Below are 26,507 nucleotides of genomic sequence, written 5' to 3'. Positions count from 1 at the left end.
GCGGTGAGCCAGTGTGGTGGTGAGGCAGCCCCCTTTAATCGGGGTTTCCATGCCACTTCTTCAACCGAGGGAACCCCGGTAACGAAGGCATTGGCTCCCCAGAAGGAACCGCCGTCCATGATTTCCCTGCATGAAACCACTGGCGACTTCTTAGCTGTAGCAACACAAGAAGCGTTACCCGTAAGGGTCAACCTAGAGGTTTCGGGAAATAGATTTATTTTATTGTCAAATTGTAATCGCACCGTTTGACTTAAGATATCTCAAACCTCACACCCAAAGACTACCGTCGTAGTGATTTTAGTGCAATTTTTTGACACTGCGTCTATTATTTATAATTTTCCAGAAGAGTAATCTGGCACCGATAAACTAAATTAATTGAGTAATCCACTCAAAAGGAAAACTATGTCGCCTGGAAAGCCTACCATTTTGGTCACGGGGGGAGCTGGATATATTGGTTCGCATACAGTGCTTGCTTTGAAGCAAGCGGGTTATAACGTTGTCATACTTGATAATCTAGTCTATGGTCATCATGACCTAGTAGAAAAGGTTTTACAGGTAGAACTAATAGTCGGGGATACAAACGATCGCGCCTTACTAGATCACCTATTTAAAACCCGTGATATTGCTGCTGTGATGCACTTTTCTGCTTATGCCTACGTAGGAGAATCGGTGACTGACCCGGCCAAATATTATCGTAATAACGTTGTTGGTACTTTGACTCTGTTAGAAGCGATGCTGACGGCATCTGTGAAGAAATTTGTCTTTTCTTCTACCTGTGCCACCTACGGGGTGCCGGAATTTGTACCCATTCCAGAAAACCATCCCCAAAATCCGATTAATCCTTATGGCGCGACAAAGCTGATGGTAGAGAGGATTCTCTCTGATTTTGATGTTGCTTACGGTTTCCAATCAGTGCGTTTCCGCTATTTTAATGCTGCTGGTGCTAATCCCAATGGCTTACTGGGTGAGGATCACAACCCAGAAACCCATTTAATTCCTTTAGTGCTAATGACAGCTTTAGGCAAACGAGAATCCATCTCAATTTTCGGCACTGATTACCCGACGCCCGATGGCACTTGTGTTCGTGATTATATTCATGTTAATGACTTGGCAGACGCCCATATTCTGGGATTGGAATATTTATTAAAAGGTGGCGATAGCGAAGTTTTCAATTTAGGTAATGGCAGTGGTTTCTCTGTTAGAGAAGTCATTGCCGCTGCAAAACAGGTGACAAGAGCTTCAATCCCAATAGAAGAACGCGATCGCCGTCCTGGTGATCCCCCAATTCTCATTGGTAGTGGCGAGAAAGCTAGAACAATTTTAGGCTGGCAGCCTCAGTATCCATCCATCCAAGATATTGTTGCTCATGCGTGGGAGTGGCATCAAAAGCGACATAAGTAAGAAAAGGGGAATGGGAAATGGGGAATGGGGAAAGACTTGTTGTAAGTTCTCACTCAAATCACCTTGTCCCCCTGCCCCCTGCCCCTACTCCCCACTCCCTACTCCCCACTCCTCCTCATATTTTGCAGTACTACAACTAAGATGCCAATAAATCCGAGGATTGGCAGTGCGATCGCCCAAATTGGTAATTGCTGAGATTCATTTTCTCCTAAATTACCATTGGCATCCCGCAAGTTTCGTGTGTTTTGTGTAGATCCGCCTGCTACAGTAACTTCAAATTTGAACTGAAATGGTTTGAATCTTGCCCCAGAGACTGGTTTACCATTTAGTTGCAACTCATAAATCCCTGGTTTGGGAAAGACAACTTCCGCACCTGGGATGCCTTGATAGCGTTCAGCTGCCACAGGTTCTAACTCTGGTTCTAAGAGTGGTGGCTCTCCGGCTGCATAAGGTTGGGCATAAACAGCCAACTGACAATTACACTGTGACAGGGGAATCACCCTTCCACCTCTGCGGGTAAGTGCAAACCAAGCTTGGCTTGGTTCTCCAGCACGGGGATTATCATTTGGTTCAATGTGGAGAGTACCGCCGACATCTCCAGATATCTCTACCTTATGAGCAGATGCAGGGTAAATATTAGTTATTGATATAACTAAGCAACTCAGGAATAATAAGTACTTTATTGTTCCTTGATTCCAGGAAATGCCTTTGAGCGGGTAACGCCTCTGTTTTTGACTCGTTGGCATGGAGCCAAAAAATAAAGATGATTTACCGCGATTTTGTTGGGGGAACATAAAACTTTTCTACGGCTAACTTTGACCAAAAAAAGCGCGATCGCACCATCAATACACTGAGTGTAATAACTATCATCAGTACTGCCGCTAATTTATTTCCCCAAGTTGATTGCAAGGAACCCAGGTAATGGGAACCAATCAACACAGCATGAATAGCACTCAAGAGCAAGGCTGGCACACCCAATAGATGAATCTGTCGCCAACGCTTGCCCAAAGATTTTTGCAACGATTCCCAACTCGTAAAAGCGGCGGGGGACATTAATATCAATGCTACAGCACCCGCAGCCATACCCCACTGAAATTCTGGCGGTAAAAAAGAAAAGGCGGCAAAATTCCATTGCAACGAGTGTTCTATCATGTGGGTAGTGTGAACCACAGAAAGCACAAAAGATCCCACCCCCAAGGCGCGGCGGTAACGCAGTGGTGAAGCCCACAAGCCACTAATGGGACGCGCAATTAGCGCCAAAATTAAGCAGATTAACGCAGCGTGTCCGGTGTAATCTACCATTGTGTCACCAGTCCGCAACAAGGTGATAATGCCAATGGTGAGTGTCACCCAACCGCCTAATCGAAACAATTGATTGCGCCTGTCTTTACTTACCAATGATGTGGAAACGCCTACACCTAGCATAGTGGGCAGGGTTCCCAAGCCAAAAGCCAGCATAGTTGCCCCACCCATCCATAAATTGCCAGTTTCAGCAGCTTTAATTTGGGCAGCATACAGGAAACCACAGGGCATTAAACCCCAAGTCATCCCCAAAAGCATTGGTGTCCACCATTTGGTTTTTAAGGAAAGCTTAACCATTCCTCTGCTGAGGCGATCGTGTAAACTACCTTGTAATAAGGGGTGTAACACGGGAATGCGCGGTAGGAAATCGGGTTTTACTTGTCCTAAACCAAACCAAATCAGCATTATGCCAGTTAAAATTGCCATCCAACGCCGGAAGTCACTGCCAACACCCGCTAGCTGTCCACCTTGCAGCAATACCGAACCCAGCGCCCCAATGCCAGCGCCGACTAAAGCATAGCTCAACATCCGCCCCAGGTTTAGCAGGATATGAAATTTTAATTGCTGTTGCCAAGTGTCGGACTTTTCTAAGGTTAATGTGCGCCCTAATGAAGCTGTGTGTGGAACTTTCGGCTGATGAGACAGGGAAAACGCCACTGTTAGCGGGCCACACATCCCAAAGCAATGCCCAAAACTCCCCAGGAACCCCAGTATTGTGATCAGCAACAAATCTACCATAAAAAAATTCCTGAGTTCTGAGCCATGAGTCCTGAGTGTCAGAATAAAGATTTTGAAGAAGTAATAATAAATTCTTTTCTTCTTTGCTCAGTACTCAGCACTCCTCTAATGGGGCACTGTAAATGAAGTTGCGATCGCTGTCAAAAGACAAGTTGTCAAACTTGATATTCACTCTAGGAAAGAAAGCTTGCGTGTAAGTAGCTTTTTTGCTTTGTTGGATAAATGTAATGTAATCACACTAGCAAAAATGACATTTAGAGAATTAAATGACAGAAACTATTTTGAAGTAAATGCTATTCATGTGGAAATTCTGCTGCCCGACATAGTAGCACTAGCCATTCCAGAAAATAAACCTGGCGCTATTTATCATATAAAGCTAGTTGTTCAGATTACTAACAACACATTGGAGCCATTTACTATGAGTTTCGATGACACTTTCATTCCAGAAGTTGTGAACTCGGACGGTCAAACATTACAGGGAGTTTTCGTTATCTATGAGCAGGAACCCACAAATCAATCAAATATATCTCAGCAGCAAAACTGGAGGCTTAAATTGAGATGCTTATTTTCAAGATTAGTTAACTTTAACAGGCGAAAATATCCTATAAATGTCAATTTCTGGTTAGTCCAGCCTGGGAGTAAGAGCGCTTCTCATTTAAATGGAAGGCTGTTTTGGCAAAGTGACTTACTGATTTTAAAATTATCTACTAAAGACTTTTCTTTAGACTTTGAATACTTTAGACCTAGAACTTATTACTATTTTAATAATCTACAACTTGGAAATTATCAGCTTCGGTTCATTTATTTAAACAAATTTAGTAGTAGCTACAATGAATCAGATGCTATAGATGTCACAAATTTACCACAAATTGCATCAAGTCATTCAACAGCAGCCTTCGTTAATTTTCGCCTGATTCAACCTGTGGAACCTAATAATAGTGCTGTAAAAGTGGATGGTATACGTTTTGAAACCTTAATGCCAGAAAGAGTATTGACACTGCCAGAAAAAAAGCGCGGTATTAAGACTTGTATGCAGTTAGGGATTCATATTACTAATAATATGCTCGAGGCAGTCCGCTTTAGCTTTTTTGCCACTATAATTCCCCAACTTGTGGGAGCAGATGGTCAAGTACATTTGCAAGGGTATTATGGTAATCACATTAAAATACGATTAGAATCAGATTTTCCATTAGTTATGCCAGGAGAAAATTTTACCTTTTTTCTCTACTCCTTATTATATTGGCAAAAGCGCGATCAGTTTATTCTTCGCATCGAAGCTGGAGATGGAGGTTATTGTATTTTTACAGATATTAAAGCGGGTGTCTATCAAATTCGGCTTACCTATAATAACAAAGATGCAATGGCAGAGATATATGACCGAGAAACTAGGAATACAAAATTAATAGAAGGTATTTGGATGGGGATAGTATCTACACCTAAAGTAGAGTTTCGTTTAGTCTAACCTTGAACTTAAACGATGTCACAATTGCTATTTTCAGAAAGAGAAACACCATTTAAAGGTATTTAATTTTTACAAGTTGAGAAAATGGTAAAAATGACAGTTTCTGAATCGAATGGTACAAGCATAGAAATCGTTAATCCTAACACAATACTTTTTCCTACTAGAATATATCCCATTCCCAAAAAACAAATTGGGATTAATATTCCAATTAAATTCAGCGTGAGTATAAACCACACTAATTCAAATTATTTTTATTTGAACCACTTACAAGCTTTGATTCCAGAGCTTTTGACATCAAATGGACAGAGAATGCAGGGACATTTAGTTACAGACGATCTAGTTACTAATCAACAAAGTAAAAAGTTATGCCTGGGGATTTGCGCTAGCCTAAGTTTGGAAGCCAAGGATAAATCACATGAGAAAATGGATTTGGCTGATGCTGTTGGTGCTGATGGCAGTTGCCGTGGTAGGTAGCATAGGTAGCACGTTTTTTGAACAGCGTCCGTCGCCAGCAATTGTTGAGCGCACTCCAGTGGAAACACCCCAACCACAGCCAGAATCAAAGGAAGTTGACAGTGCGCCGCAAGTGTCTACTAATAAGCTGTTAACCCATATCCAAAAGTTAAATTTTCAGCGCTACACAACAACAGAGCGATCGCTTACTCGCACTTATATCACAACTGAACTCACAAAATTAGGCTGGAAGCCCAAATTGGAAAAGTTCTCTGAAGGTGTGAATATTTTTGCCGAACGTATAGGAACTAACAAAGCCTCTAAAGCAATTCTCGTGGGAGCGCATTACGACACTGTTGCTTTATCCCCTGGTGCTGATGATAATGCCAGTGGTGTAGCCGTAATGCTGGAAATAGCTCGGTTGCTTGGTTCCCGTCCTACACCACGAACGTTACAGCTAGCTTTTTTTGACCAAGAAGAAGCAGGACTTTTGGGTAGTCAGGCTTTCGTTAGCAAGACAGCACGCTTGCAAAATTTAGGCGGGGCGATCATTATGGATATGGTAGGTTACGCTTGTTACACTACTGGCTGTCAAAAATACCCTGCTGGATTGCCTGTTACACCTCCTAGCGACAAAGGTGACTTTTTGGCAGTAGTCGGTGATACAGAACATTTACCTTTGCTGAATGCCTTTCAAAACCCCTCAACTGCCTTGAATAAACAGGAATCAAATTTGCCAGCAGTCTTAACACTGCCGATTCCCTTTAAAGGTTTACTGACACCCGATACTCTACGCAGCGACCATGCACCGTTTTGGTATCAGGGGGTGGGTGCTGTGTTGGTGACAGATACCGCAAATTTACGCACTCCGTACTACCACAAACCTAGTGATATGCCGACGACTATCGAGCGATCGTTCTTCACAGGAGCAGCACAAATTGTAATTAATGCTACTACTAACTTGTTAGAAAAGGCTGAAGTTTTGGAAACTCAATCACCAAGCTAAATAAGTCGATTGAACTTAAGTGGCGATCGCTGCGGCGCGTGAATGAGAACTTCTCATCAAATTAGCCGATAAAATTTAACAGGTATAAATAGAGTTAGCATAAATTGCCATCTGAGATCGGTTACGCAAATTGAGGCGGCTTAAAAGATGAGTCACATGGGTTTTGACTGTTCCTTCTGCAATGTAAAGTTGTTCAGCGATTTCACGGTTAGTCAAGCCTTGGGCAATCAAGCGCAAGACATCTTGTTCCCGTGGGGTTAACTCAGTTAATTCTTTGTGGACTGGTTTTGGTGTAACAGCGTCTGGATCTGGGACGTTAACCATTAGCTTTTCCATTAGTCCTGGCCCTAGTTGAGTATATCCAGAATAGACAAACCGAATCGCCTGCGCCAACTCTTGGGAAGGCATATCTTTGAGCAAATAGCCCCTCGCTCCCGCACGGATGGACTGAGCGACATAGCGATCGTCATCAAATGTACTCAAGACTAAGACTTTGGTATCTGGATACTGCTGACAGATAATCCGTGTGGCTGCTCTACCATCCATCACAGGCATCCGTACATCCATCAATACTACATCGGGTTGTAAAGCAGCTACCTGCTCAATGGCTGTTTCACCGTTATCAGCAGTTCCTACCACTTGCAAATCTGGTTCCAGCGTTAGCATGGCTTTCAGACCTTGGCAGATTAAACTTTGATCGTCTACCAGTAACAAGCGAATCATGTGAAGTGCAACTTTACTTAGGTAACAACTATTTAATCTACCAACGCGAGGAGCAGAATTTCTGATTATTTTTTAGATATATTTACCTACCATTAAAGACTTAATCAGTCTAGCGATCGCAATGGTAATTCAACTGTGATTCGACAACCAGAACCAGGTTCAGTTTCCAGATGAAAGTAGCCTTCTAAAGCAGCAACTCGTTCTTGCATCCCTGTGATTCCAAATCCAGTCCTTTTTTCGTTGAGACTGAATCCCCGACCATTATCCTTAACTAGAATGCTTACAATGTCATTGGTAGCGACAAGCTGAATTTTGACTTCTGTGGCTTGTGCATATTTGCAAATATTGGTTAGGGCTTCTTGGACAATTCGGTATAAAGTTTTGACGATAGGCAGTGGTACAATTACTTTCAAGGTGATTTTAGTACTGGGTGACAAACCAGTGCTTTGGCGAAAATCTTCTACCAAAGATGCGATCGCTTCTTCTAAAGGTTGATCTTCTCGTACATCTTCTCGCAATGCACTCACAGATTGGCGCACTTCCTTCATCGCCATTTCTCCTAGTCGTTGAGCTTGAGTCAGAAATGACTCGGCTGAGGTAGGATCAACAGACCAAAGTCTAACAACCGTTTGGATCTGCACGTTAAGAGCTGTCAGCGCATGACCTAGAGAGTCGTGAATATCGCGGGCGATGCGATTACGTTCTTGCACAGCAGCGAGGTCTTCTATTTGCAAAGCATACTGTTGCAGTTGCTCGTGGGCAACAGTGAGATGTTTTCGCGTCTTTTGCTCGACTAGCAATATATTCACCAATTGCAAAACCAAGAATAATCCTAATGCAAACATCAGTATCTCAGCTAATTGATGCATCCAAAATTGCTGTTGTTGTGTCGGCGGCACCACCAGGATAACGCTTTGAAGATACTGTACCTGATGCACCAAAAACAAAATAAAGCATAAACCTGCTACAACTAAACGTCCAAGTGATTCAAATAGAAAGCAACTACGAATAACTACAATCAGATACAGCGTGGGTAAGATATGCAGATATCCCAATACTGTGCCGCTAAAAATCAAAATAATTGCGATCGCAGTATAAAGCACTTTCACCCAGGCATGACCGCTTGGTAATCTCAAACCCATTAAACCAAGCAAGACCAAGATCAGCACATGTTGAACAGGTATACTTCGGCGTTCTAAACCTTCAATTACAGCGAGTGAACCGCAACAGGTGAGCATCACCCATTCAGTGTAGAGCAGAAAGCGAAAAGGATTCGGGCGGATGGGAAATAACAGACTCATAGAAGTAGCTGGATGCAAAGCTTTCTTTCATTAATACTCTCAACTGTATCTATAGCACCACAACAAGTCAGATGTTTATAACTTTCGTTGTAACAGATGTTTTGATCCATAACGAAAGTTATAGACATATTTACTTAGTGGACGACGAAAGTTATAGAGAATTTCTCTAGTTAGTTGTGGTGCGATTCGAGACGTTTTTCAGATGTTTATGTTTTGTTGAATCTCTACGATCAATACAGTTCACAAGAGATAAATTTGCAAGCGTAAAGGATAACTATGGCAGACATTACTGGAAATAACGGCAATAATGCCTTGTTTGGCACAGCCAAAAATGACTTTATTAGTGGCAGAGCGGGAAATGACACTCTTGAAGGTAGGGATGGAAATGATTACCTCTACGGTGATAAGGGCAATGACATTTTAAGAGGCGGTAATGGCGACGATTTCTTAGTTGGCGAGCAGGGCAATGACATTTTAAAAGGCGATAATGGCAACGATTTCTTAGCTGGTGGTTTTGGGATTGATACACTCACAGGTGGAGCTGGTAAAGATACTTTCGATTACGCAGATATCCTCTTTCCTAACGGCTTTCCGGCACGAGGTGCCAACGGTATTGGTGTGTTGAATCAGCCAGATAGAATTACTGACTACCAAATCGGTGTAGATGATTTCGTCTTTGAAACTGGGCAACTCGGACTTGGTTTTGGTGAGCGCGTCAAATATAAGGAAGGCGTTAGCTCTAAACTATCGGGTAATCCCAATGTACTAGTACTGCTGGATGCATTTCCAAATGCTGCCGCTGCTGCCAAAGCCATTGCTAACAACAATGCTATTACATCAGATGCAGGATTATTTGTTTATTACAACTCTACACTTGGCATTTCAAGAGTAGTGTATTCTAGTGATTTAGCTGATGCCGGCCCAATCAGCGTTTTGGCGAATCTGACTAATCTTACAAGCTTGTCTAATCAGGCTAAATTTTCGCCTCAAGACTTCTCGTTTATCACTCTGACTTAACATGAACGATCTATAGCCCAAGCGAAGCTAGCTAGAGTTTTCTAAATTCTCTCATTAAAAACAGCAAAGCCAGTAGATAGAGTACAAAATTGCGTAATTACTCTATCTAACTGGCTATATTTCGGTAAAGTTTTGATAGTTTATTGTCACATCTCATTTTCCAAAAAGCGTTATTACCCTACTTGTTATGCTCTATTTATATTAATTACCATATTTATTTGCCTACGACACGCCCCACAAAGAGACATGGGGTTATAATTACGAATTAGGTTGACTAACTTTTGGTTCCGGGAAAGTCAACGTCCAGTTCTGTTTATCATTGAGTTGGAAGTACAAACCTTGGAGAATGAGCCGCAAAGATGTTCGAGTTCTAATAAACTTTCTCACCAGATAAGTTTCTGGTTCAGCAAATATATTATCAAAATTATTTTTATGACCGAATTGGTAGGAACAATAACTGCCAGCATCTTTAACTCTGACTACAAAAAATGGAGATTGTTTGTATTTATCAGGAATCATAAAGATTCCATACACATGGTGACGACCACGCCACGGCTGAACAACAACTTTAGTAGCATATACTTGGAAATTTGTAGTTTTTGATGCTAAAAAATCGTCGAGATTGCAATCAGAATCATTCACAGGCCACCACAGTGTAATAATACTCAGAGAGAGAAGCAAAATTAAAATATAGCGGAGTCTGTGACGCATAAAGCTAATGAAGATTTTTGATGCGGCTGGTAGAATTTGATGAGTAATGATAGTGCAGCTACAACAGTAAGACTATCTACCTACAACACCCCTGCAACACGCTCTAAAGGGCAAAGACAAAATATGAAGCGATCGCTCAAACATTTCTGTGATAAAAACTTACAATCACTCAATTTAGGATTTTAGATTTTAGATTTATTCCATATATAAAATCTGGTTGCACTGGATAAAGAATTTTGGATTGTTGCTGTTACACTATTAAACCTACCGGAGAAACAATCGGGTTTTTGTGGCTGTCAACACTGAATTTAGGCTTAAATTTTTAGCTGTGATGAATTCTACAATTCGTCGCTTTTAATGTAACTTTCTTCGTGTTAGTAGATACTTTGAGGAGATCAGAACGTAGGTGTTGCCCGTCGTAGACATCGCTATAAAGTTCAGGAAAAAATCTACTTTTATTTCTAGGGAATTAATAGAGTAGTCAAATACACAAATATCCGTTATATTCCCGTAAGTAACACTTGGTATAAATATTTATGAGAATAAGTTGGGGAAGTCTTAAGGCAGTTGCGGGTTTCTTTAGCGCAATTATACTTACACAGTTCGGGGCAAATACTTCGGCCACTGCGGCTGACACAGTTGTTGTGCGTCTGGGTTTATTTACAGAATCCATCTCTCTTGCTGAGTTGCAAAAAGCTGCAAAAACTGGGGAATTACCTGAGAGTTTGCAGTCTTACACTCAAGGATTATCTGAAGAACAACGACGCTCTTTCTTGGCAGCGTTGGGGATGAATATACCGATGAATGTTGTCACACTTGATAAGTTAATTAATACTCAGATTGGCACAACTATTCTCAATGATTTCGCTACTGCCTTAGCCCGAAAGGATAAAGCTGGAGTACAAGCACTGAGAGCAGGATTGGTACTAGGTGCTACTGCACCGCAGGGTCTTTCCATACTGAGTTTTATTGCTGCTTATCCCAGTAAACGCTTAGAAATTGATTTGCCAAAAGCTTTCGTTGTTGTAGGGAGTTTGAATACAACTTTCTGGCGCACCCAACAATTTATGCTAGCGTTGACCCGTAACGGCTTGTCGTCAGACATCGCTCCCCAACTCGACCCCAGAACACCGCAGATTGCTTTTCCTTTTGACCCCAGCCAGCCGGGAGTAGCTCAAGTAAAAGTACTCAACCTCAGCCTGAATGACCAAAAGCGCGACCGTAAAATTCCAGTTGATATTTACTCTTCAACTGCTGCAACTGCCGACAAACCCGTAATTGTCTTTTCTCACGGCTTTGGGTCAGTCCGCACAGATTTGCGTTACCTGGCTGAACATTTAGCATCCCACGGTTATGTAGTAGCAGCTTTAGAACATCCTGGTAGTAATGAGGCAAATACTAATTCAGCATTACAAGGCAAAACCAGAGTCATGAAGCCTCAGGAGTTTTTGTATCGCCCTCAAGATATTAGTTTTCTCCTCGACGAATTAGAAAAGCTCAACCAAACAGCTAATCATCCGTTGCGAGGGAAACTTGCAACTAATAAAGCGATGGTTATTGGCTATTCTTTGGGCGGTAGTACAGCTTTAGCACTTGCTGGAGCCGAGTTACAACTGGAACGTCTCAAACAACGTTGTAAAGAGAACTTAACTATCTTGAGTCTGGGAGAAAATATTCAGTGTATCGCTCAACAACTGCCAGAAAATAGCTATCAACTACGGGATACCAGAATCAAACAGGTGATCGCACTCAATCCTACAACTTCTCTGATCTTTGGCGAAACTGGATTAACTAAGGTGCAAGTTCCTACCCTAGTGTTAGCAGGTTCCGCAGATAAAACCACCCCAGCTTTAACTGAACAAATTGTGGGATTTGACAAAATCCCATCTCCAAAGTGGCTAGTTGGTATAGTTGGGGCTACTCATCTGAGTGTAAAAGACCCTAGTACAACTTTGGATCAGATAGGACAACCAAATACACCGATTAGTGGCGGTGAAATTGTAGGTGAACAAGCCGCTGATGTCCGCAAGTACGTTAAAGCTATAGCTTTGGCCTTTGCTTTCCAGATGACTCCAGAAGCTAAAAACTATGCTGTCTTTCTGACATCAGATTATGCCCAGTTTGCTTCAACGACTGCATTCCCATTTCGCTTAATTACGCAGATTCCTCCTGATGCTATGGCAGTGGTGAAAGAATTTGTTGGCAAATAAGGGACTTCCAATTAAAAAAATATCCAATTTTTTTGTAGGGGAGCCAGTGTATTGCCAAGAGTTTCCTGAAGGTCAGTTTCCTCGGATAGCGTAGCCTCTTTTCTACTAGAGGCTGCGCCAACAACTCTGCGTATCCCTAGGCACATACTGCACGGATGGGATATGTTTTTAACTGGAAGTCCTTAAGCGCTAAGTTTTTGCGCGATTACGCCCCGCGGTAGGATTCCCAAAGGGCTGTAGGGCGAACGCACTACGTGTCTGGTAAAATCTTTTTTAGACATCTTCAAAAATGAATATAGAGACGTAGCACTACTACATCTCTATAAGGGTTATGGATAATGCATATTTAATTTCTGGAGATGTCTTTTATAAAAAATACTTGCTCTATACCTTGTAAAGTTTTTTATTCTGGTTCTACTGATAGCCTATACCCTTGTTAATAAATTATCAATTTTATATATATGCCTCGAAAAACTCCACCTCCATCACACTCAACTAAAGCAACTCCACTAGCTCTTTCGCAATTACATATCCGCTTACAGTTTCTAGAAAAAGAACACCAATCGCTACTTAAACAGATTAAGAGAAAGCGCACAGAACTGAAGAACTTTGTTGAGCAAACGCGAATTTTTGCAACAGAAATGTTGCATAAAGCCAGTCCCAGTTTTCAAAAAATGGCTGAGTTAGACCAGGATATCCATGCTCTATTTGATGAAATTTTTACTACTAGAAAGTTTGGGAAACAAACCCTCAAAAATATAGAGGCAGTTTATCTTAATCTTCAGTTGACGGGGATTATTAGTCTTAAACCGAGTCACAAACACTTCAATACAGAGCTAGACGAATTGTCTGACAATCCCGAATCCGATTTTTCAAGAGAAACTGCTGAAGAGGGCTATGAACATTGGCAAACACAAGAGTCTGTAAAATCTCAGTCTGGAGCTAGAACAGAAGATAAAAGAAAAATTCGTGAAACATTTCTGAGGTTAGCTGAAATCTTTCACCCTGACAAGGTAAAAGACAACGAGACACAGAAATATTATACAGAAATCATGAAATCAATCAATCAAGCCTACCAAGAAGGTGATTTAGCAAGACTTTTAGAAATTGAGCTACTTCAGCAAGTTGGGGAAGTTATTGACAATAATAGCGAGGATGATTTAACTCGGAAATGTCGAACTCTTTCTCAACAAAACCAAATTCTCCTCACTCAATATGAAAACTTGAAACGGGAACTACGTTTGGCAAAAAATACTCCCGAAGGAACGATGGTTTCCGATTCTCGTAAAGCTGCTAAAAAAGGCATTGACTCTATGGCTATTATGGTAGAAACAATAGACAATCAAATTAACGTTGTTTCTCAGATTCGGGATTTTGTCAAGGACTTTAGAGAACAGAAGATCACTATCAAAGAATTCCTCGCTGGGCCACCAAGTTTGCACGCCTTAGACGAAGAAATTATGGAAGATATTCTTGAGCAGATGTTATCAGAATTAATAAGATAAGCTAATTGTTATTCATTTTTCCAGATTGATTCGTTTGTAGTAAGCGGCTATATAGCGTTTCTCACTTAGAGGTTGTTTGAAAAGTCCTCTTGTCGGTATCAAAAGTTTTAGATCCCCCTAAATCCCCCTTAAAAAGGGGGACTTTGACTCTGGTTCCCCCCTTTTTAAGGGGGGTTAGGGGGGATCAAAAGTGCCTAAATTTACAGAGAAATACTTTTCAAACATCCTCTTACGTGAGGTACACCCGTAGGGGCACGGCATGCCCCCTACACCTTGCGATATAATTTGTACCGCATTTGAATGGGAACCGCTATAAGCTTGCTTTTATGCAATTTAAATGCTCATTAGCTTATTAATTGGAGCCAGAGGGCATGGATGGGCTGATTTGTTGCGATCGCTATAAACTATCACTAACTTATAACTGTTGGCAGATGATTTTTTCAGATCACCTCCTTATATACCAATGAATATACTCATATATAAATGTGTTTTCCTGTTCTGATCTCAGCAATTAGATGCTTGTTCAAGATATGCCTGAATGTTTTAATTTTATTAAATAATTTACAATTAAATGTTAAATGGCTCTCAATAGATTGCCCGGTAGCTTTTGTAAATTAATAACTTTCTTTATATATCTTCGGTGATAACTTCCAGTGTTATTGATGACTAAGTTTCAGTACGCTCCAACAGGAATAAGTAGTCAGACATAATTAATTACACAATTACTGTAAATATTTTTGTTCGATTACTTAGCTGATTCTGATGAAAATTTTAGTGACGGGTGCTACTGGAAATGTCGGTCAAGAAGTTTTTCGCTTACTACTATCCCAAAATTGTGATGTCTGTGCCGCAGTTAGAAATCCAAACAGCGCTAAACAGATATTAGGCAGCAATATTCAGAGCGTCCCGTTCGACTTTACCAAGCCCGACACCTTTGATCGTGCTTTTCTTCAAGTCAATAAACTTTTTTTAGTGCGTCCGCCTGCCCTGAATAACGTTCGCCAACAAATTGCCCCAGTCTTAAATGCTGCAAAACTTGCAGGCGTTGAGCATATCGTATTTCTTTCAATACTGGGAGCCGAACGTAACCCTTTTGTGCCGCACTCTAAAATTGAACGCTATATCAACCAATTGGGCATTAGAGCTACCTTTTTACGGGCCAGCTTTTTTATGCAAAATCTTAATACCATACACAGAGAAGACATCAAAGCTCGTGGTGAATTGCTAATGCCAGCTGGTAATGGCAAAACAAGTTTCATTGATGTGCGGGATATTGCTGCCGTTGCAGTTCGTACTTTAATTGAAGATGGGCATCAGGGAAAAGCATATCCCCTTACGGGTACAGAAGCCTTAACCTATTACGAAGTAGCAGACATCTTCACATCGGTTTTAGGTAAATCGATACGGTACAATCCCTCTTTACTAAAGTTTGTTCGACAAATGCGCTTATCTGGGTTGCCAATGGATTTTGTTTTAATAATGATAGCAATCTACACTACCGCTCGTTTAGGATTAGCAGGCAACATTACATCTGATACACAGCAATTGCTTAATCGTTCACCGCTAACCATACGGCAGTATGTCGAAGATTATCGACAGTTCTGGTTATAATCCCTAACGCCAAAAAGCTATCAATACAAGCTTAATCAGCTTTTTTAATCTATGCGTTTCAGCATTTCTGAAACTGAAACCATCTTATTAATGGCGACTATTATTTGGGAGGAAATATTCTTAATCTCTTTGGTTGTCGTGGCAAACAGTATTATAGCTTATACCAAATTATTGTGAAGCTGCATGAAACTACAGAAAGCTGGAATGATTGCCAAGCATACTTTCTAGCCTTTTGATTCTATGCAACTTCATACAAAATTAGTATTACTTCCATTTATTATTTATCGAGTTCATATATTTATTTGAAAAAAAATATACTAACTTGATATTAAACTCATGGTTGCTGTTAGTTTATTGAATCTATATATTTAACTAAACAAGTTTATACAAACTTGATATTAAACTCATGGTTGCTATTAAAGCAATACTAAATTTTTACAGTAAAAATAACTATCTACGCATAAACTTTATAATATTTTTGCCAAAAATAATAGAAGCTTAAGAGTATAAAAAATTAGGAGCATCTGCTGGATAATACATCTGTAACCTAGTTAAAGTGCCAAATCTATAATAAACACAAGTGCTTGGTGCAAAAGGTGTTCGTGTCTTTAGTGGCGTAAATTTATTTAAATTCATCAAAATGATAAAGTCTTTTTATCTGCTCAAAGCTACAGACAAACACAACGTGAAAAAATATTAATGCTTGATAAGAGCTTGATAAAAGCTTGCTTTTTTACTTAGTTAATAATTAGCTTTAGGCACGTAAGCCTGCAAAACTAATTTTGGATTCAGACTTAAAAAATTACCTGTTTCACTCAATCTCATGCAACTATATACAACTCGTGAAATCGAACAACTCCAGCGGCACGAAGACCTTCCTTACTTAATTGAAATTATGGAGTGGGTTAAAAATTTTTTAGGAAGACCTCATCCTAAGTTAGGAAGAACCGGCGCAGTTTGTCCTTTTGTACCTCACTCTCTCAAATCAAATAGTATTCGTTTGGCAGTTATTCACACAAAACATTTGTATCCAGAGCAATTAGAAAAGATTGTTGAACGTTACCGAGATATCTTTCTGGAGATGGATGTTAAAGGGCAAGAATTAGCAATTAACAAAGCTTTTTTACTTATCTTTCCTGACATTCATATAGAAGATGCTCCTAAACAAATAGATAGTATCCAACAAAAACTTAAGCCTTTGTTTGTTGAGTCAGGATTGATGATAGGAGAATTTCATAAACGTAATGAAAGCCCTGGTCTGCATAACCCAAACTTTCGTCCACTTCGTAGCCCTATTCCCTTGTTGGCTATCCGGTTTATGGTTGAAGCTGACCTCCCCTTTCTTCAAAGTCCGGCTGATCCACACTTACGTATTCGTTATCTGGAAGCTTATTTAAAGCGTTTTGGCCAGAATTTTACAGATGAAACAAAGTTTAGAAATGCTCATCAAGCATTGGCTTTAGCGAAAGAAGAACTTAAAAAAGAAAATTTGGTGAGTTATTGCATATAAATATGTTTGAATTGGGGATTGGGCGCAACCGATATTCACCCGTTGCTTTTCGCCTCCAGAAAAGGTGGTGAGAGAAAGTGTCTATAAATGTTCTCGCAGGTAGATGCGATACAACTCTTTTAACTTGGCGATCGCATTGCAACTTCTATTTTCAGCCCTAATTTCAGCAATCGTGTGTTACTACAATCACACTGAGATGAAAATTACGTACTGGCGATCGCAACAAGTTCAATAATCTCGCCTGAACCGATACATCCAGCCAGACTGTCGGTTCATCCATTAATATTAGCTATAAGTTTGCCACCAATACCCAGCCAGTCGTAACCTTTACTGCATCCCTTTACAGTTCTTACGAGTAGTTAATTTAGTAAGCACTTGCTAGCTGAGGCTTACAATTAAAACTAACTGTCAAAGGAGAGCTAATCGTTATTGCTCCAACTAGAAGTAGGGGCGCAAGGCCTTGCGCCCCTACTACAGAATATAAAAATTCCGATTAAGTTGATAATATTTAGTTTATAAGCATACTCTTGTTTCATACATAAAAGCAAATAGATAAAATGGCGAAAGAAATAGAACGGAAATATTTAGTTTTAGGAGATAGCTGGAGAGGATTAGCTGAAGGCAGTGTCTATCGTCAAGGATACATTGCCACACAAGACAAAGTGGCTGTACGTATACGTGTAGTAGGAAAAAAAAGTTATTTGACAATTAAAGGCCCCAGTATTAAATATTCAAGACTAGAGTTTGAGTACCCTATTCCTGTTGAAGATGCTCAAGAAATGCTTGAGACGTTGTGCGAACGTCCCTTTATAGAAAAAGTTAGATATAAAATAGAGTGGCGTGGTTTAATTTGGGAAATAGATGAGTTTGATGGTGTTAATAAAGGATTAATATTAGCAGAAGTTGAACTTAGTGATGAAAATCAACAAATTGAACTACCAACCTGGATTGGGCAAGAAGTTTCTGATGATGCCAGATATTTCAACAGTAATTTAGTAAAACACCCTTTTTCCCAGTGGTAATTACTGAAATATCGGTGAGATACTAATTTGTCTCCCCTCTCTTTGCCAAGGCTACCGTGTACACACAAGTCTGAAATAGCTTTTATCCCCTCAACACTTGCAATGCCCTGCCTCCCAACGCAGTTGCAATGAGTAATAATACGTAGCAAAAACTACCTCAGAGAACCAAGAAAAGTTTAGTTGAAATCAATACCTGTTAAGGTGTAGTTCCAGTGTATTGAGCAACTTGGGCAAGTCCTTTTGAGAAACCTGACGTGTACCCGTCTCGACTGCATCAACCCAGGAAACGCTTTTCTCCATCGTTGTAGCGAAAAACGCTCTAGACCAGCCTTTTGCTTTTCTCGCTTCTCTAATGACATTACCTGATAGAGGCTGGATATTGTTTGCACTTAGCTGATTCGAGTCCACGGTCAAGCGTTCCTGTGCTTCTGCTGGTAAATGAAAACGCCATCTAGAATTGAGTATTTGATTCCAGTAACCTATAGGTCTTTTAGCAGTTTTGCTGCTTGTTAACCAAGCTGGGCCTGTTTCCAGTTCTGCTTGCCATCCAGCTTCTTTGACAACTTTCAAGTCAGTTTCCAAATCATCAGCCATTTGCCGTCTAAGCTGTCTATCTTGCTCTGCTGTTGACACTTTCTCTGCACCGTAAGCAATCTCCATCAGAGTCTTGCCCATTACACAATCCTGCAATTCCGGTTTAATTTGGAAGGTTAGCCAAACTAGCATTCTAGCCGCGCCAGCATTTTGTTTACCAATACTAAATAGTTTCTGTACGGTTTTCTTGGTAATAATTCCAGTGTAGTAGTGGTATTTAGATTTGTTGAGGAAGTATTTTGTCCATACTCCAGCTTGACCTATTACCTTTAAACCCACTAGCTTGTTATTGCCAGCTTTATCTGTTTCAAAATCCCGTATTATGCTGATGTCCCAAATCTTTAAATCAGCAACAGTAAAAGCTCCAGCTTTCTCCTGTTTAGGCCATGCAATACAAGCTAGTACTTGAGCAGGTTGCCGTAACAAGGAGTACAAAATACTCAATTTTTCATGCTTGCATAAATCCCTGCGTTTCACAAGCCCTGTGTATTCAAGTAGTTGCTTGTCATCAATTACAAAATTGCCTGACCAAGGTTTATCTAAGCTAGCTACTAGGGCACAGTAAATCAGGTGAATAGCACAGGCCCTTGGATCAAATTCGTCTATAACAACTAAAGCTGCCTCTTCTGCCAGAGTTTCTGGTTGTGGAGTTTCGGGATTATCTGTTACATAGTAAAAGATTTTTCCTTTTCCAGTTTCAGCTTCTTTTTCGTAACTAAAAGTATTATTTACCTGACTTTTCCATGACAGATTCATTTTTTGAGATAAGACTTCAGCAACTCCATACAAAACTAGCGACAATGCAGCAACATTAGTCTTACTATCAGGAAATAAAGAAGCTTTTTTGAATTGCCGAGGTTTTGCTGAATCCTGGTAATTTAATTCTAAATTTTGTTCAGATTTATTAACTCTATCTTGAAGAGGAATTTGCTTTTTTAGTTGAGTATTTGAGTGTTCCAGAGATTCTTCATCAATAGCAACATTAGTTTCCCTTGAATTTGGATTATGGGAAATGGTAATTCCCATTACCTGGTGAAATAGATGCAGAAATTTACAATATAATGTTTTTGCTAACTGTTTCATTTTTCTACTACCAATCTGCTGCTCACTTAGGTAATTTACAATGATAAAATAAAGACTGAGTTTCTTCAGATTGACCTTGCTATAATATAACTCTCAGCCGAGTTTCGTCACTTTAAACACCACCAATAATCCAAGAGATTTTCTACTAAGTGATACTAATCTAATAAAAAGTGGTCAAGTAAAAAAATTGATTTTTACTTGACCATAATTATCAGTGATGAGTTTAAGCATTCACTGATTGTAATTACGAATTGCAGCTTTGCTGCTTGAGGTTACTAGCGGTACTGTTGGTCAGCCGGATCTCCATAGGGGTCTTCGCTAGCTGGGCGGATATTACCATACTGCCTGTAATCCGCCGGATCGCCGTAGGGGTCTTGGCTAGCTGGACGGACGTTACCATACTGCCCGTAATCCGCCGGATCGCCGTAGGGGTCTTGGCTAGCTGGACGGACGTTACCATACTGCCCGGAATTTCCTTGGTTGCCTCTTTGCATCAACTTTTTCATAGCTAAAGCGGCGATACCAGCCATCGCTCCCTTCGCTAATGGATTGCTCATAATGTTACTACCTTGACCACCCATAAAGCTCCCCGTAGCACCACTCATAATTTGACTGAGTATATCTGGTTGTTGCTGGTGAACCCGGCCTGTCGTTTGAGCAAGATAATTTGGGTCTTGAAAGCGATCGTCTATACCATCTTGGTTTAGATCGGGAAAATTCAAGTTTGAAGAGCGCGTCTGCTGTTGAAGAGAGCGACCAAACTGCATCCGCTCTTGTGGTGACATCCGACTAAAGGCTTCTTGTGCAGATTCCTGATAAAGGTCTGGAGGTAACTGTCTAGATACTTGCTGATAACGGTTTAAAACTTCTTCATCTGAGTATCCCTCATGAGGTAAACCTTGCTCATAGCGGTTAACAAAATTGCGGTAGTCATTTTCTGGTGTCTCACCGCCACCGAAGATTTTTTCTAATAGATTCATTTGTGGCTCCTAAACTGTTATTTCACTAAACTATCAACGGTAAAGTAATTACTTTCAACATATTAATTGTTATATTTTTTCAAAATCATCTATCAAAGGTTACTGTTACCTTGAGAAAATTATAACTATTAGTATATAAAAGTCCAACTTAAATTTTGAAAGCATCCTGAAATTCAAAACCCTGTTGTACAAAAATTAGAGGTCAAAATCTTTTTAATAATTAAATAAGATTTCTATATACTAATATAAAACTTTAAAAAAAGAGTTTTCATAAATTTAGGCGTAGGTTGGGTTGAGGAACGAAACCCAACCTACAAATATTTTATTTTTTAAAAGTAATAAAAGACCATTAGGAGTATTATTAACTTTAAAATACGGAAAAAGTTTCTATTAAAAAATAGAATGACGGTTAAACGCCATCTATTTATAATCTGTACAAAAATTAATTTGTCGGAACAGTACCTGCACCCAAACCCCTTAAGTCTCGTCCTGTGGGTCTGTTGTTGTATCCTTGAAAGTCCCGGTATTGTTGCGCTTCCTCTTCTGGAACACGAATGCCCTCTTGTGGCGGTGTTACCCAAACAGGGCGATTTTGAGCATCTCGATAGTAAACACGCCCATTCTTAGAAAGGTAGTATTTCCCCTGCGCTCCCGTTCCTTGGGCATTCTTTCGCTGATTGTAGAGGTAGTAAAGTCCAGCAGCTCCTGCCAAGATTGCCACTTTCTGCCCTGTATTTAATCCCCTCCTAGCTTGGGGTTGATTTACGGGGGCGCGATTATTTAAATTTCTCCCAACAGTATCGTCAATTGGAGGTTGCGTAGCATTTTGGGAACCTCCGCCGCAGCTATTAAGCAGAGGGATTGTTAGTAATGTTGAAAGAAATACTGTTGTTGTCAGCGAAGCTAATCTATTTGTCTTGATCATACATTTTCTTTTCCGGCTAATTTAGCTGATATGGTATAAGATAGGACTTACGCAAAGGTGCTAAAAAGCTTAATTTATCGAACCGCCATCTTTACAAGAGGCTTCCGCCAACGTGTAGCGTCTCGTTAGAGAAGAACACTAGGAATTTACAGTTTTATACAATGGTCAAGCAAAACTCAGCTTTTTACTTGACCAGAAGTTCAAATACACTGTATCCGCCACGATACTTTAGTAGTTAGCTTAAAGTCTCTGATTCTTCTATGCCTAGAATTTGTTTTTTAAGCAAGCGAATATCTACTGCTAATTCTTGCCGAGTGGAATCTTTGAGCAAATAGCGGAAAGTAAACCAAATTGTGTAACCAAGTCCAATTAATTGGAGAAATGGAGAAACTAGGGGAATATCATTTATGGCGTTGAGTACCGCTAGAAAAATTCTTAGTGCCGTAACTGTTATCACAAGCAACGCAAAGCTAATAATCAGCAATTTGTATTCTTGGTAGAATCTAGCTATGTACTCAGGTATTTTTGCCAAAAATATAGAAATCTGGCTACCAATTTTTTGCCATTGTTCTTCATTTTCTGAGGCGGGTGGCAACATTGCCAGGTTTCCCGGCTCTGAACCTTTAAGTGCTTCTATCTGGTTTGCGGAGGCAGTATCGACATACTGATCTTGGTGTAATTTTGTATCCATAATTATCTCCTGATTTTCTGCAATAAGAGCAGTTTTAAAGTTTACACTCTGTTATTATCAATTTTTGCAACACTTGCTTTGCAACTAGATTTCTTACTCCTTAGCGGCACAGCTAAATATTTACAAACTTATTAGGACTTTAATAATATTTAGGCATTTTTAAATTTCCTTCTCATCAATCTTTTGGCATAGATTTTGTCTTCTATAAGTGTGATAGAGCAAGTATTACAACTTAAGCAAATAAATTTTTAACAATGTAAGGATATTGGATTTCAGTGTAAGGTGTTAATAAGCAGATCCAACTAGCTAGGTTTGATAGTATGTATTGATTTGGCTAATTTTAGTTTTGATATTTGCTGCTAGAAGCTAGTCACATAAATGCTAGAAACTAGTCACAGTATTTACAAAAATTTAATTAAAATAAATTTTATAAATAGTAATACATTAATACTAAAAACCTGTTTTTTATCATACTTGTGGGTTGTAAGACTATATTTAATTACTTCGATTGATTAAATATCAAGATGATTTAACTCAATCTTCAGAGAGAAGATGTATAGAAACTAAATTGTGTAATTTATAGAAAGACACAGGGAGATTTCAAGGAATAAAATAATGCCACTCCAAAAAATAGATGAATTTGATCCCGACTACCGTAATACTTTTGAAGGTAACGACATTAAAGGAATGGGTGTGTATGTTCAAGGAACTGATGAGAAGATTGGTACAGTAAATGATGCTGTAGTAGATGACCAAGGAGCATTCCGCTATTTAATTGTTGATATAGGCTTTTGGATTTTTGGCAAGAAAATCTTACTACCAGTTGGTAAATCGCGTATTGACTCTACAGCAAACCGTGTATATGTCGTTGGTATAACAAGAGAGCAAGCGGAAAATTTACCTGAATATCAAGAGCATACAACGCTTGACTACGACTATGAAGAGCAGGTGCGTGGAGGATATCGCACACCGTCTGTAGAAAGTTCAGCCACGCTAGGAGCGACAGCTGGCCGCACTACTCCTAGTCCTAATCCTAACAGCTACACTTACGCAGATGACGCGGATCTGTATGATGTCAGCGCTCACGAAGATCAAACCTTCAAACTCTACCAAGAAAGGCTAGTTGCTAATAAACAGCGCCGGAAAAGCGGAGAAGTATTGATTAGTAAGCATGTTGAAACCGAAACTGCAAGAGTTGCTGTTCCGGTGGAAAAAGAGCGAGTCGTGATTGAGCGAGTGACTTCTCAAGACACAGGCAAAGTTGTGTCTGCTGAAGCGACGGACTTCCGCGAGGGCGAGGTAGCGCATATAGACCTCTATGAAGAAGTTCCAGACATCCAAAAGGAAGCTTTTTTGCGCGAAGAAGTCAAAGTGCAGAAAGTTGTAGACAAAGAAACCGTTGAAGCTCAAGAAACCATTCGACGCGAAGAATTAGATGTTGATACTGATGGAACTCGAATAGAGAATAAAACTGACCGGGGTTAACCTACTTAAACTACAAAGGTCATTGCTTTTGAGCTAGTAGGAGCGGGTTTTCTATCTACTTCTACTCCAAATACTTTCGATTGATATTGCAGAAGAGTCATTAGTTTAGACGAGGTGGTTAAATTGAAAATAATTCAAAAGTTTCGTCGGGTTTTAACAGCTTTAGTCTTGGTATTAGTACTAACAACGACTGCCGCCTGTAGTGGTACTGTTCAAGCTAAACAACCAACTCAATTACCGTCTGGAATCAGTCATAGTGCCGACTATGCCTTGTTGTCACGCGGTAACAGTGTACAGGGTCAAGATTTTGGGAACTGGGTTGTCAGCACAGCCAAAGGAATTGTCCAAGATGCTTATGTACGTGACAACAATAAGTTAGGTGTCGTGATTGCGCCTCAAGTTCGCCCGACCGAAGTGCGACCATTAGCAAAATCCTTACTCCAAGGTTTTCACAAAAATTTCCCCAATCAAGACTTAAAAGTTTTGATGTATGCACCAGACAAAAAACTGATTTTGACGGCTCAGTATGATGTGCAATCTCAGCAAATCGAGTATAAATAGGGACTCATTTTTTGGAGAAAACCTGAGTTGATCAGTTGATTGCAAGTATAAAAAGGAGACATTTAAAATGAGCAGCAGTGACAAGTATAAACGCGAAATTCTCAACGAGTTGGCTCACGGTAATACAGAGTCTTTAGATGATGTTTCATCTGACCCAACTCAGGAATACCAAAATTTTGACGATTTTGCCCAGCGTTCATCTCACGATCAACGTCGGCAATTGTTTAGTAAATCTTTCAACCATAACAGCATTCCACCAAGCCAGCTGGAGCCAGAACTTCAAAAGGCGATCGCTCAGATTAAGCCTAATGAACGGGATGATGTTGCACGGGCATTTTTCAAACACTTAAAGCAAAGAGGTCTAGACGAGCGGCATCTGGAGCGAGATTTGGGGCTTTCTACCCACAACCCTAACCGCATAAGTGCAGATGACCTCAGTAAGCTGGCATCTTTCACATATCATAGCCATCCTGACATCTTCCAAGAAGTGATGGCTGAACAACCAGCAATTCTGAAGTTTCTCAGTAATCCAATGGTTGGAGCAGCTTTAGGAGCGATCGCCTCTAAATGGTTTGGTCGTCATAAGTAAGCATTTCCACTGCTAGGCGGAGAAAAGGTCGTTCGCCCAGGGCGGCCGCATTATGTCAACAAGGGCAGTATATTCTCGATAGAGCCTAAATCAATCTCATTAACTTATGCTTATTGCTAAAACTTTAGGCGTTGGCGTAGCCCCTCGCACGCATTGCTTTGAGTTCTGCAAACTAGACTAAGCGAGAAATACTGATTCTTTCGTTGATTTCTAATCTTGGTCGTGGTCAAGACTAATTTAGATGCGTTTGCCTTGGTCGTTCCCCTGTAATCATTAAATTTATTTTTTAGTATCAAGAGATGCTTACTCTTACTTAGTTTATAATACTGCGTAGTGTTATGTAATGCGCTTTGTAAAAATAACTTTTGGATATTTGATAATATGGCTCTAAGTATCTCAAATCTGTTTGATGTCGGTTTCTATCGTGCTGCCCATCAAGACTTAGCTGGTTTTAATGATGCTCAAGCTTTGTCACACTTCCAAAGCTATGGTCTAAGAAGGTCGTTCATTCTCACCGCTGATCAATTTGAGTTTCTACCGGGCTAGTAGTTCTGACCTACCAGACTTCAACAACGGACAATTATTGAATCATCTAGTGAATCACGGAGTAGCTGAGGGACGTAGTTTTTCGCCCAACGTTAGTCTTAACTACTATCGCGCTAACAATAGCGACCTTACAGGCTTTAACAATGAACAATTATTTATTCATCTCAAAGACGCTGGTATTTCAGAAGGGCGTTCTTTTTCTGCATTTTTTAATCTAATCAAGTATAAAAACTATAACTCTGACCTATATTCCTTAAGTAACTCTCAACTATTGAATCATTTTGAAATCAATGGAATAAACGAAGGACGTCAGTTTTCACCATTGTTTGATTTCAACTACTATCGTGCTAACAACCAAGACTTGACTAATTTAAGTAACAGCCAGTTGTTACAGCATTTTGAAATAAATGGGATAAATGAGGGACGTAAATCTTCGCCCTCTTTTGATGCTGGATACTATAAAGCCAACAATCCAGATTTAGCTTTTTTGCAAGGTATTAATTTAGTAGAACACTTTGGTTTTAGTGGTGTATTTGAAGGACGCCAAGCTGCTAATGACTATGCCGGAAATGCATTTAGCCTCGCCAATTGCCAATAAATCCAAATTATACTCGTGTACTTGAAAACGTCGGCTCATCTGATCCTTTTGACTACTATCGTTTCGATTTAAATTAAACTAGCACTTTTAGAATATTTAACTATAGCTTTTCTAAAAGTGTACTTGAGCAAGTATTTGATAGTAGTGGAAATGTTTTAAGTTCTAGAAATCCTGATGTATTCAATTCTGACAAGAGTCTTGTAGGCGATATATCTAAAGACTTTCAATTGTCTCCAGGTACTTATTATGTAGGTATCTGAGCACAAGAAGGGAATACTAATTACTTTTTATCGCTTTCTGATGGCACGGATAACAGTAACAATTCTGATATAGCAATCCTAAATGATTTATGAGAAAACACCATACTCATGAAGTTTGGAGAAGTCAAAAACTTGACAATGAATCGATAGCTCAAATAACGCCTTGACTACGGTAAAAGAATGACAGAAAAAATAAAACTCTCTAATTAATCGTTTTGCTTGC

The 26,507-nt window shown here is 39.9% G+C and carries 26 protein-coding genes and 1 pseudogene; 17 read left to right on the top strand and 10 right to left on the bottom strand.

Features of this window, described 5'->3' with window-relative positions; genetic code table 11:
* The first annotated feature begins 3 nt into the window (after positions 1-3).
* Complete coding sequence (locus tag H6G97_RS15905) at positions 4-249, top strand: hypothetical protein (RefSeq protein WP_190941717.1); 246 nt, start codon at positions 4-6, stop codon at positions 247-249.
* A 153-nt stretch (positions 250-402) separates the two neighbouring features.
* On the top strand, positions 403-1,401 hold the full coding sequence (gene galE / locus H6G97_RS15900) for a UDP-glucose 4-epimerase GalE (protein WP_190941716.1): 999 nt from the start codon (positions 403-405) through the stop codon (positions 1,399-1,401).
* Between the two features lie 98 nt (positions 1,402-1,499).
* On the opposite strand, the gene H6G97_RS15895 is transcribed toward galE, so the two are convergent.
* Positions 1,500-2,195, bottom strand: coding sequence for a hypothetical protein (locus H6G97_RS15895; protein WP_199349400.1), 696 nt, complete (start codon positions 2,193-2,195; stop codon positions 1,500-1,502).
* A complete protein-coding gene (locus tag H6G97_RS15890) occupies positions 2,170-3,441 on the bottom strand; it encodes an urease accessory protein UreH domain-containing protein (RefSeq protein ID WP_190941715.1) in 1,272 nt (423 codons plus the stop codon). The genes H6G97_RS15895 and H6G97_RS15890 overlap by 26 nt, the downstream gene beginning before the upstream one ends.
* A gap of 187 nt (positions 3,442-3,628) precedes the next feature.
* Between H6G97_RS15890 and H6G97_RS15885 the strand changes: the two genes are divergently transcribed.
* The 3 genes from H6G97_RS15885 to H6G97_RS15875 all read left to right on the top strand — a co-directional run bounded on the left by H6G97_RS15885 (position 3,629) and on the right by H6G97_RS15875 (position 6,362).
* Positions 3,629-4,903 (top strand): hypothetical protein, encoded by a 1,275-nt coding sequence (locus tag H6G97_RS15885; RefSeq protein ID WP_190941714.1) that lies wholly within the window; start codon positions 3,629-3,631, stop codon positions 4,901-4,903.
* A 93-nt stretch (positions 4,904-4,996) separates the two neighbouring features.
* A complete protein-coding gene (locus H6G97_RS15880; protein WP_190941713.1) occupies positions 4,997-5,377 on the top strand; it encodes a hypothetical protein in 381 nt (126 codons plus the stop codon).
* Entirely contained in the window at positions 5,319-6,362 is a 1,044-nt protein-coding gene (locus H6G97_RS15875) for a M28 family peptidase (RefSeq protein WP_190941712.1), read from the top strand. Before H6G97_RS15880 ends, H6G97_RS15875 begins: the two co-directional genes overlap by 59 nt.
* Positions 6,363-6,437: 75 nt before the next feature.
* On the opposite strand, the gene H6G97_RS15870 is transcribed toward H6G97_RS15875, so the two are convergent.
* Both H6G97_RS15870 and H6G97_RS15865 read right to left on the bottom strand, forming a co-directional pair.
* The gene (locus tag H6G97_RS15870; RefSeq protein ID WP_190941711.1) at positions 6,438-7,085 is read right to left on the bottom strand and encodes a response regulator; all 648 of its coding nucleotides are present in this window, start codon (positions 7,083-7,085) and stop codon (positions 6,438-6,440) included.
* A gap of 104 nt (positions 7,086-7,189) precedes the next feature.
* Entirely contained in the window at positions 7,190-8,386 is a 1,197-nt protein-coding gene (locus H6G97_RS15865) for a sensor histidine kinase (protein ID WP_190941710.1), read from the bottom strand.
* A gap of 276 nt (positions 8,387-8,662) precedes the next feature.
* On the opposite strand from H6G97_RS15865, the gene H6G97_RS15860 reads away from it, so the two are divergent.
* Positions 8,663-9,403, top strand: coding sequence for a calcium-binding protein (locus H6G97_RS15860; RefSeq protein WP_190941709.1), 741 nt, complete (start codon positions 8,663-8,665; stop codon positions 9,401-9,403).
* Between the two features lie 258 nt (positions 9,404-9,661).
* On the opposite strand, the gene H6G97_RS15855 is transcribed toward H6G97_RS15860, so the two are convergent.
* Positions 9,662-10,114 carry a hypothetical protein gene (locus H6G97_RS15855; protein WP_190941708.1) on the bottom strand — a complete coding sequence of 151 codons (453 nt, stop codon included), beginning with the start codon at positions 10,112-10,114 and terminating at the stop codon, positions 9,662-9,664.
* A gap of 39 nt (positions 10,115-10,153) precedes the next feature.
* Between H6G97_RS15855 and H6G97_RS15850 the strand changes: the two genes are divergently transcribed.
* The 6 genes from H6G97_RS15850 to H6G97_RS15820 all read left to right on the top strand — a co-directional run bounded on the left by H6G97_RS15850 (position 10,154) and on the right by H6G97_RS15820 (position 17,972).
* A complete protein-coding gene (locus tag H6G97_RS15850; protein ID WP_190941707.1) occupies positions 10,154-10,300 on the top strand; it encodes a hypothetical protein in 147 nt (48 codons plus the stop codon).
* 350 nt (positions 10,301-10,650) lie between these two features.
* Positions 10,651-12,324: an alpha/beta hydrolase gene (locus H6G97_RS15845; protein WP_190941706.1), complete on the top strand. Its 1,674-nt coding sequence runs from the start codon at positions 10,651-10,653 to the stop codon at positions 12,322-12,324.
* A gap of 461 nt (positions 12,325-12,785) precedes the next feature.
* Positions 12,786-13,829, top strand: a complete 1,044-nt coding sequence (locus tag H6G97_RS15840) for a J domain-containing protein (protein ID WP_190941705.1) — start codon at positions 12,786-12,788, stop codon at positions 13,827-13,829.
* 762 nt (positions 13,830-14,591) lie between these two features.
* Positions 14,592-15,440 carry an SDR family oxidoreductase gene (locus tag H6G97_RS15835; protein WP_190941704.1) on the top strand — a complete coding sequence of 283 codons (849 nt, stop codon included), beginning with the start codon at positions 14,592-14,594 and terminating at the stop codon, positions 15,438-15,440.
* An 823-nt stretch (positions 15,441-16,263) separates the two neighbouring features.
* Positions 16,264-16,950: a DUF6875 domain-containing protein gene (locus H6G97_RS15830; RefSeq protein WP_190941703.1), complete on the top strand. Its 687-nt coding sequence runs from the start codon at positions 16,264-16,266 to the stop codon at positions 16,948-16,950.
* Between the two features lie 557 nt (positions 16,951-17,507).
* Complete coding sequence (locus tag H6G97_RS15820) at positions 17,508-17,972, top strand: CYTH domain-containing protein (protein ID WP_190941702.1); 465 nt, start codon at positions 17,508-17,510, stop codon at positions 17,970-17,972.
* A gap of 186 nt (positions 17,973-18,158) precedes the next feature.
* On the opposite strand, the gene H6G97_RS15815 is transcribed toward H6G97_RS15820, so the two are convergent.
* From H6G97_RS15815 to H6G97_RS15800, 4 genes are all read right to left on the bottom strand, one after another.
* The gene (locus tag H6G97_RS15815; protein ID WP_242054945.1) at positions 18,159-19,649 is read right to left on the bottom strand and encodes a helix-turn-helix domain-containing protein; all 1,491 of its coding nucleotides are present in this window, start codon (positions 19,647-19,649) and stop codon (positions 18,159-18,161) included.
* 275 nt (positions 19,650-19,924) lie between these two features.
* A complete protein-coding gene (locus H6G97_RS15810; protein ID WP_190941701.1) occupies positions 19,925-20,629 on the bottom strand; it encodes a hypothetical protein in 705 nt (234 codons plus the stop codon).
* 442 nt (positions 20,630-21,071) lie between these two features.
* Entirely contained in the window at positions 21,072-21,554 is a 483-nt protein-coding gene (locus tag H6G97_RS15805; RefSeq protein ID WP_190941700.1) for a hypothetical protein, read from the bottom strand.
* 235 nt (positions 21,555-21,789) lie between these two features.
* The gene (locus tag H6G97_RS15800; protein ID WP_190941699.1) at positions 21,790-22,245 is read right to left on the bottom strand and encodes a CAAD domain-containing protein; all 456 of its coding nucleotides are present in this window, start codon (positions 22,243-22,245) and stop codon (positions 21,790-21,792) included.
* A gap of 615 nt (positions 22,246-22,860) precedes the next feature.
* Here H6G97_RS15800 and H6G97_RS15795 point away from each other — a divergent pair.
* The 5 genes from H6G97_RS15795 (at position 22,861) to H6G97_RS15775 (ending at position 26,024) form a co-directional block, all read left to right on the top strand.
* Entirely contained in the window at positions 22,861-23,730 is an 870-nt protein-coding gene (locus H6G97_RS15795) for a DUF2382 domain-containing protein (protein WP_190941698.1), read from the top strand.
* Positions 23,731-23,853: 123 nt separating this feature from the next.
* Positions 23,854-24,291 (top strand): hypothetical protein, encoded by a 438-nt coding sequence (locus tag H6G97_RS15790; protein ID WP_190941697.1) that lies wholly within the window; start codon positions 23,854-23,856, stop codon positions 24,289-24,291.
* A 67-nt stretch (positions 24,292-24,358) separates the two neighbouring features.
* A complete protein-coding gene (locus H6G97_RS15785) occupies positions 24,359-24,880 on the top strand; it encodes a hypothetical protein (protein WP_190941696.1) in 522 nt (173 codons plus the stop codon).
* A gap of 381 nt (positions 24,881-25,261) precedes the next feature.
* Positions 25,262-25,426, top strand: a complete 165-nt coding sequence (locus tag H6G97_RS15780) for a hypothetical protein (RefSeq protein ID WP_190941695.1) — start codon at positions 25,262-25,264, stop codon at positions 25,424-25,426.
* Positions 25,407-26,024: a hypothetical protein gene (locus H6G97_RS15775; protein ID WP_190941694.1), complete on the top strand. Its 618-nt coding sequence runs from the start codon at positions 25,407-25,409 to the stop codon at positions 26,022-26,024. The genes H6G97_RS15780 and H6G97_RS15775 overlap by 20 nt, the downstream gene beginning before the upstream one ends.
* A gap of 347 nt (positions 26,025-26,371) precedes the next feature.
* On the opposite strand, the pseudogene H6G97_RS15770 reads toward H6G97_RS15775, so the two are convergent.
* Positions 26,372-26,507, bottom strand: a pseudogene (locus H6G97_RS15770) (IS630 family transposase); the annotation flags it as partial.

This window comes from Nostoc flagelliforme FACHB-838, assembly GCF_014698065.1.
GTDB lineage: Bacteria > Cyanobacteriota > Cyanobacteriia > Cyanobacteriales > Nostocaceae > Nostoc > Nostoc flagelliforme_B.
This window is presented reverse-complemented; position numbering and strand designations above follow the sequence as displayed.

Excerpts from the sequence above, each read along its gene's own strand:
- galE (WP_190941716.1), top strand. The coding sequence starts at position 403 with ATGTCGCCTGGAAAGCCTACCATTTTGGTCACGGGGGGAGCTGGATAT.
- H6G97_RS15820 (WP_190941702.1), top strand. The coding sequence starts at position 17,508 with ATGGCGAAAGAAATAGAACGGAAATATTTAGTTTTAGGAGATAGCTGG.
- H6G97_RS15805 (WP_190941700.1), bottom strand. The coding sequence starts at position 21,554 with ATGATCAAGACAAATAGATTAGCTTCGCTGACAACAACAGTATTTCTT.
- H6G97_RS15800 (WP_190941699.1), bottom strand. The coding sequence starts at position 22,245 with ATGGATACAAAATTACACCAAGATCAGTATGTCGATACTGCCTCCGCA.
- H6G97_RS15780 (WP_190941695.1), top strand. The coding sequence starts at position 25,262 with ATGGCTCTAAGTATCTCAAATCTGTTTGATGTCGGTTTCTATCGTGCT.
- H6G97_RS15865 (WP_190941710.1), bottom strand. The coding sequence starts at position 8,386 with ATGAGTCTGTTATTTCCCATCCGCCCGAATCCTTTTCGCTTTCTGCTC.
- H6G97_RS15795 (WP_190941698.1), top strand. The coding sequence starts at position 22,861 with ATGCCACTCCAAAAAATAGATGAATTTGATCCCGACTACCGTAATACT.
- H6G97_RS15785 (WP_190941696.1), top strand. The coding sequence starts at position 24,359 with ATGAGCAGCAGTGACAAGTATAAACGCGAAATTCTCAACGAGTTGGCT.
- H6G97_RS15815 (WP_242054945.1), bottom strand. The coding sequence starts at position 19,649 with ATGAAACAGTTAGCAAAAACATTATATTGTAAATTTCTGCATCTATTT.
- H6G97_RS15830 (WP_190941703.1), top strand. The coding sequence starts at position 16,264 with ATGCAACTATATACAACTCGTGAAATCGAACAACTCCAGCGGCACGAA.
- H6G97_RS15835 (WP_190941704.1), top strand. The coding sequence starts at position 14,592 with ATGAAAATTTTAGTGACGGGTGCTACTGGAAATGTCGGTCAAGAAGTT.
- H6G97_RS15810 (WP_190941701.1), bottom strand. The coding sequence starts at position 20,629 with ATGAATCTATTAGAAAAAATCTTCGGTGGCGGTGAGACACCAGAAAAT.
- H6G97_RS15870 (WP_190941711.1), bottom strand. The coding sequence starts at position 7,085 with ATGATTCGCTTGTTACTGGTAGACGATCAAAGTTTAATCTGCCAAGGT.
- H6G97_RS15875 (WP_190941712.1), top strand. The coding sequence starts at position 5,319 with ATGAGAAAATGGATTTGGCTGATGCTGTTGGTGCTGATGGCAGTTGCC.
- H6G97_RS15890 (WP_190941715.1), bottom strand. The coding sequence starts at position 3,441 with ATGGTAGATTTGTTGCTGATCACAATACTGGGGTTCCTGGGGAGTTTT.
- H6G97_RS15860 (WP_190941709.1), top strand. The coding sequence starts at position 8,663 with ATGGCAGACATTACTGGAAATAACGGCAATAATGCCTTGTTTGGCACA.
- H6G97_RS15880 (WP_190941713.1), top strand. The coding sequence starts at position 4,997 with ATGACAGTTTCTGAATCGAATGGTACAAGCATAGAAATCGTTAATCCT.
- H6G97_RS15850 (WP_190941707.1), top strand. The coding sequence starts at position 10,154 with ATGAGTAATGATAGTGCAGCTACAACAGTAAGACTATCTACCTACAAC.
- H6G97_RS15895 (WP_199349400.1), bottom strand. The coding sequence starts at position 2,195 with ATGTTCCCCCAACAAAATCGCGGTAAATCATCTTTATTTTTTGGCTCC.
- H6G97_RS15840 (WP_190941705.1), top strand. The coding sequence starts at position 12,786 with ATGCCTCGAAAAACTCCACCTCCATCACACTCAACTAAAGCAACTCCA.
- H6G97_RS15845 (WP_190941706.1), top strand. The coding sequence starts at position 10,651 with ATGAGAATAAGTTGGGGAAGTCTTAAGGCAGTTGCGGGTTTCTTTAGC.
- H6G97_RS15855 (WP_190941708.1), bottom strand. The coding sequence starts at position 10,114 with ATGCGTCACAGACTCCGCTATATTTTAATTTTGCTTCTCTCTCTGAGT.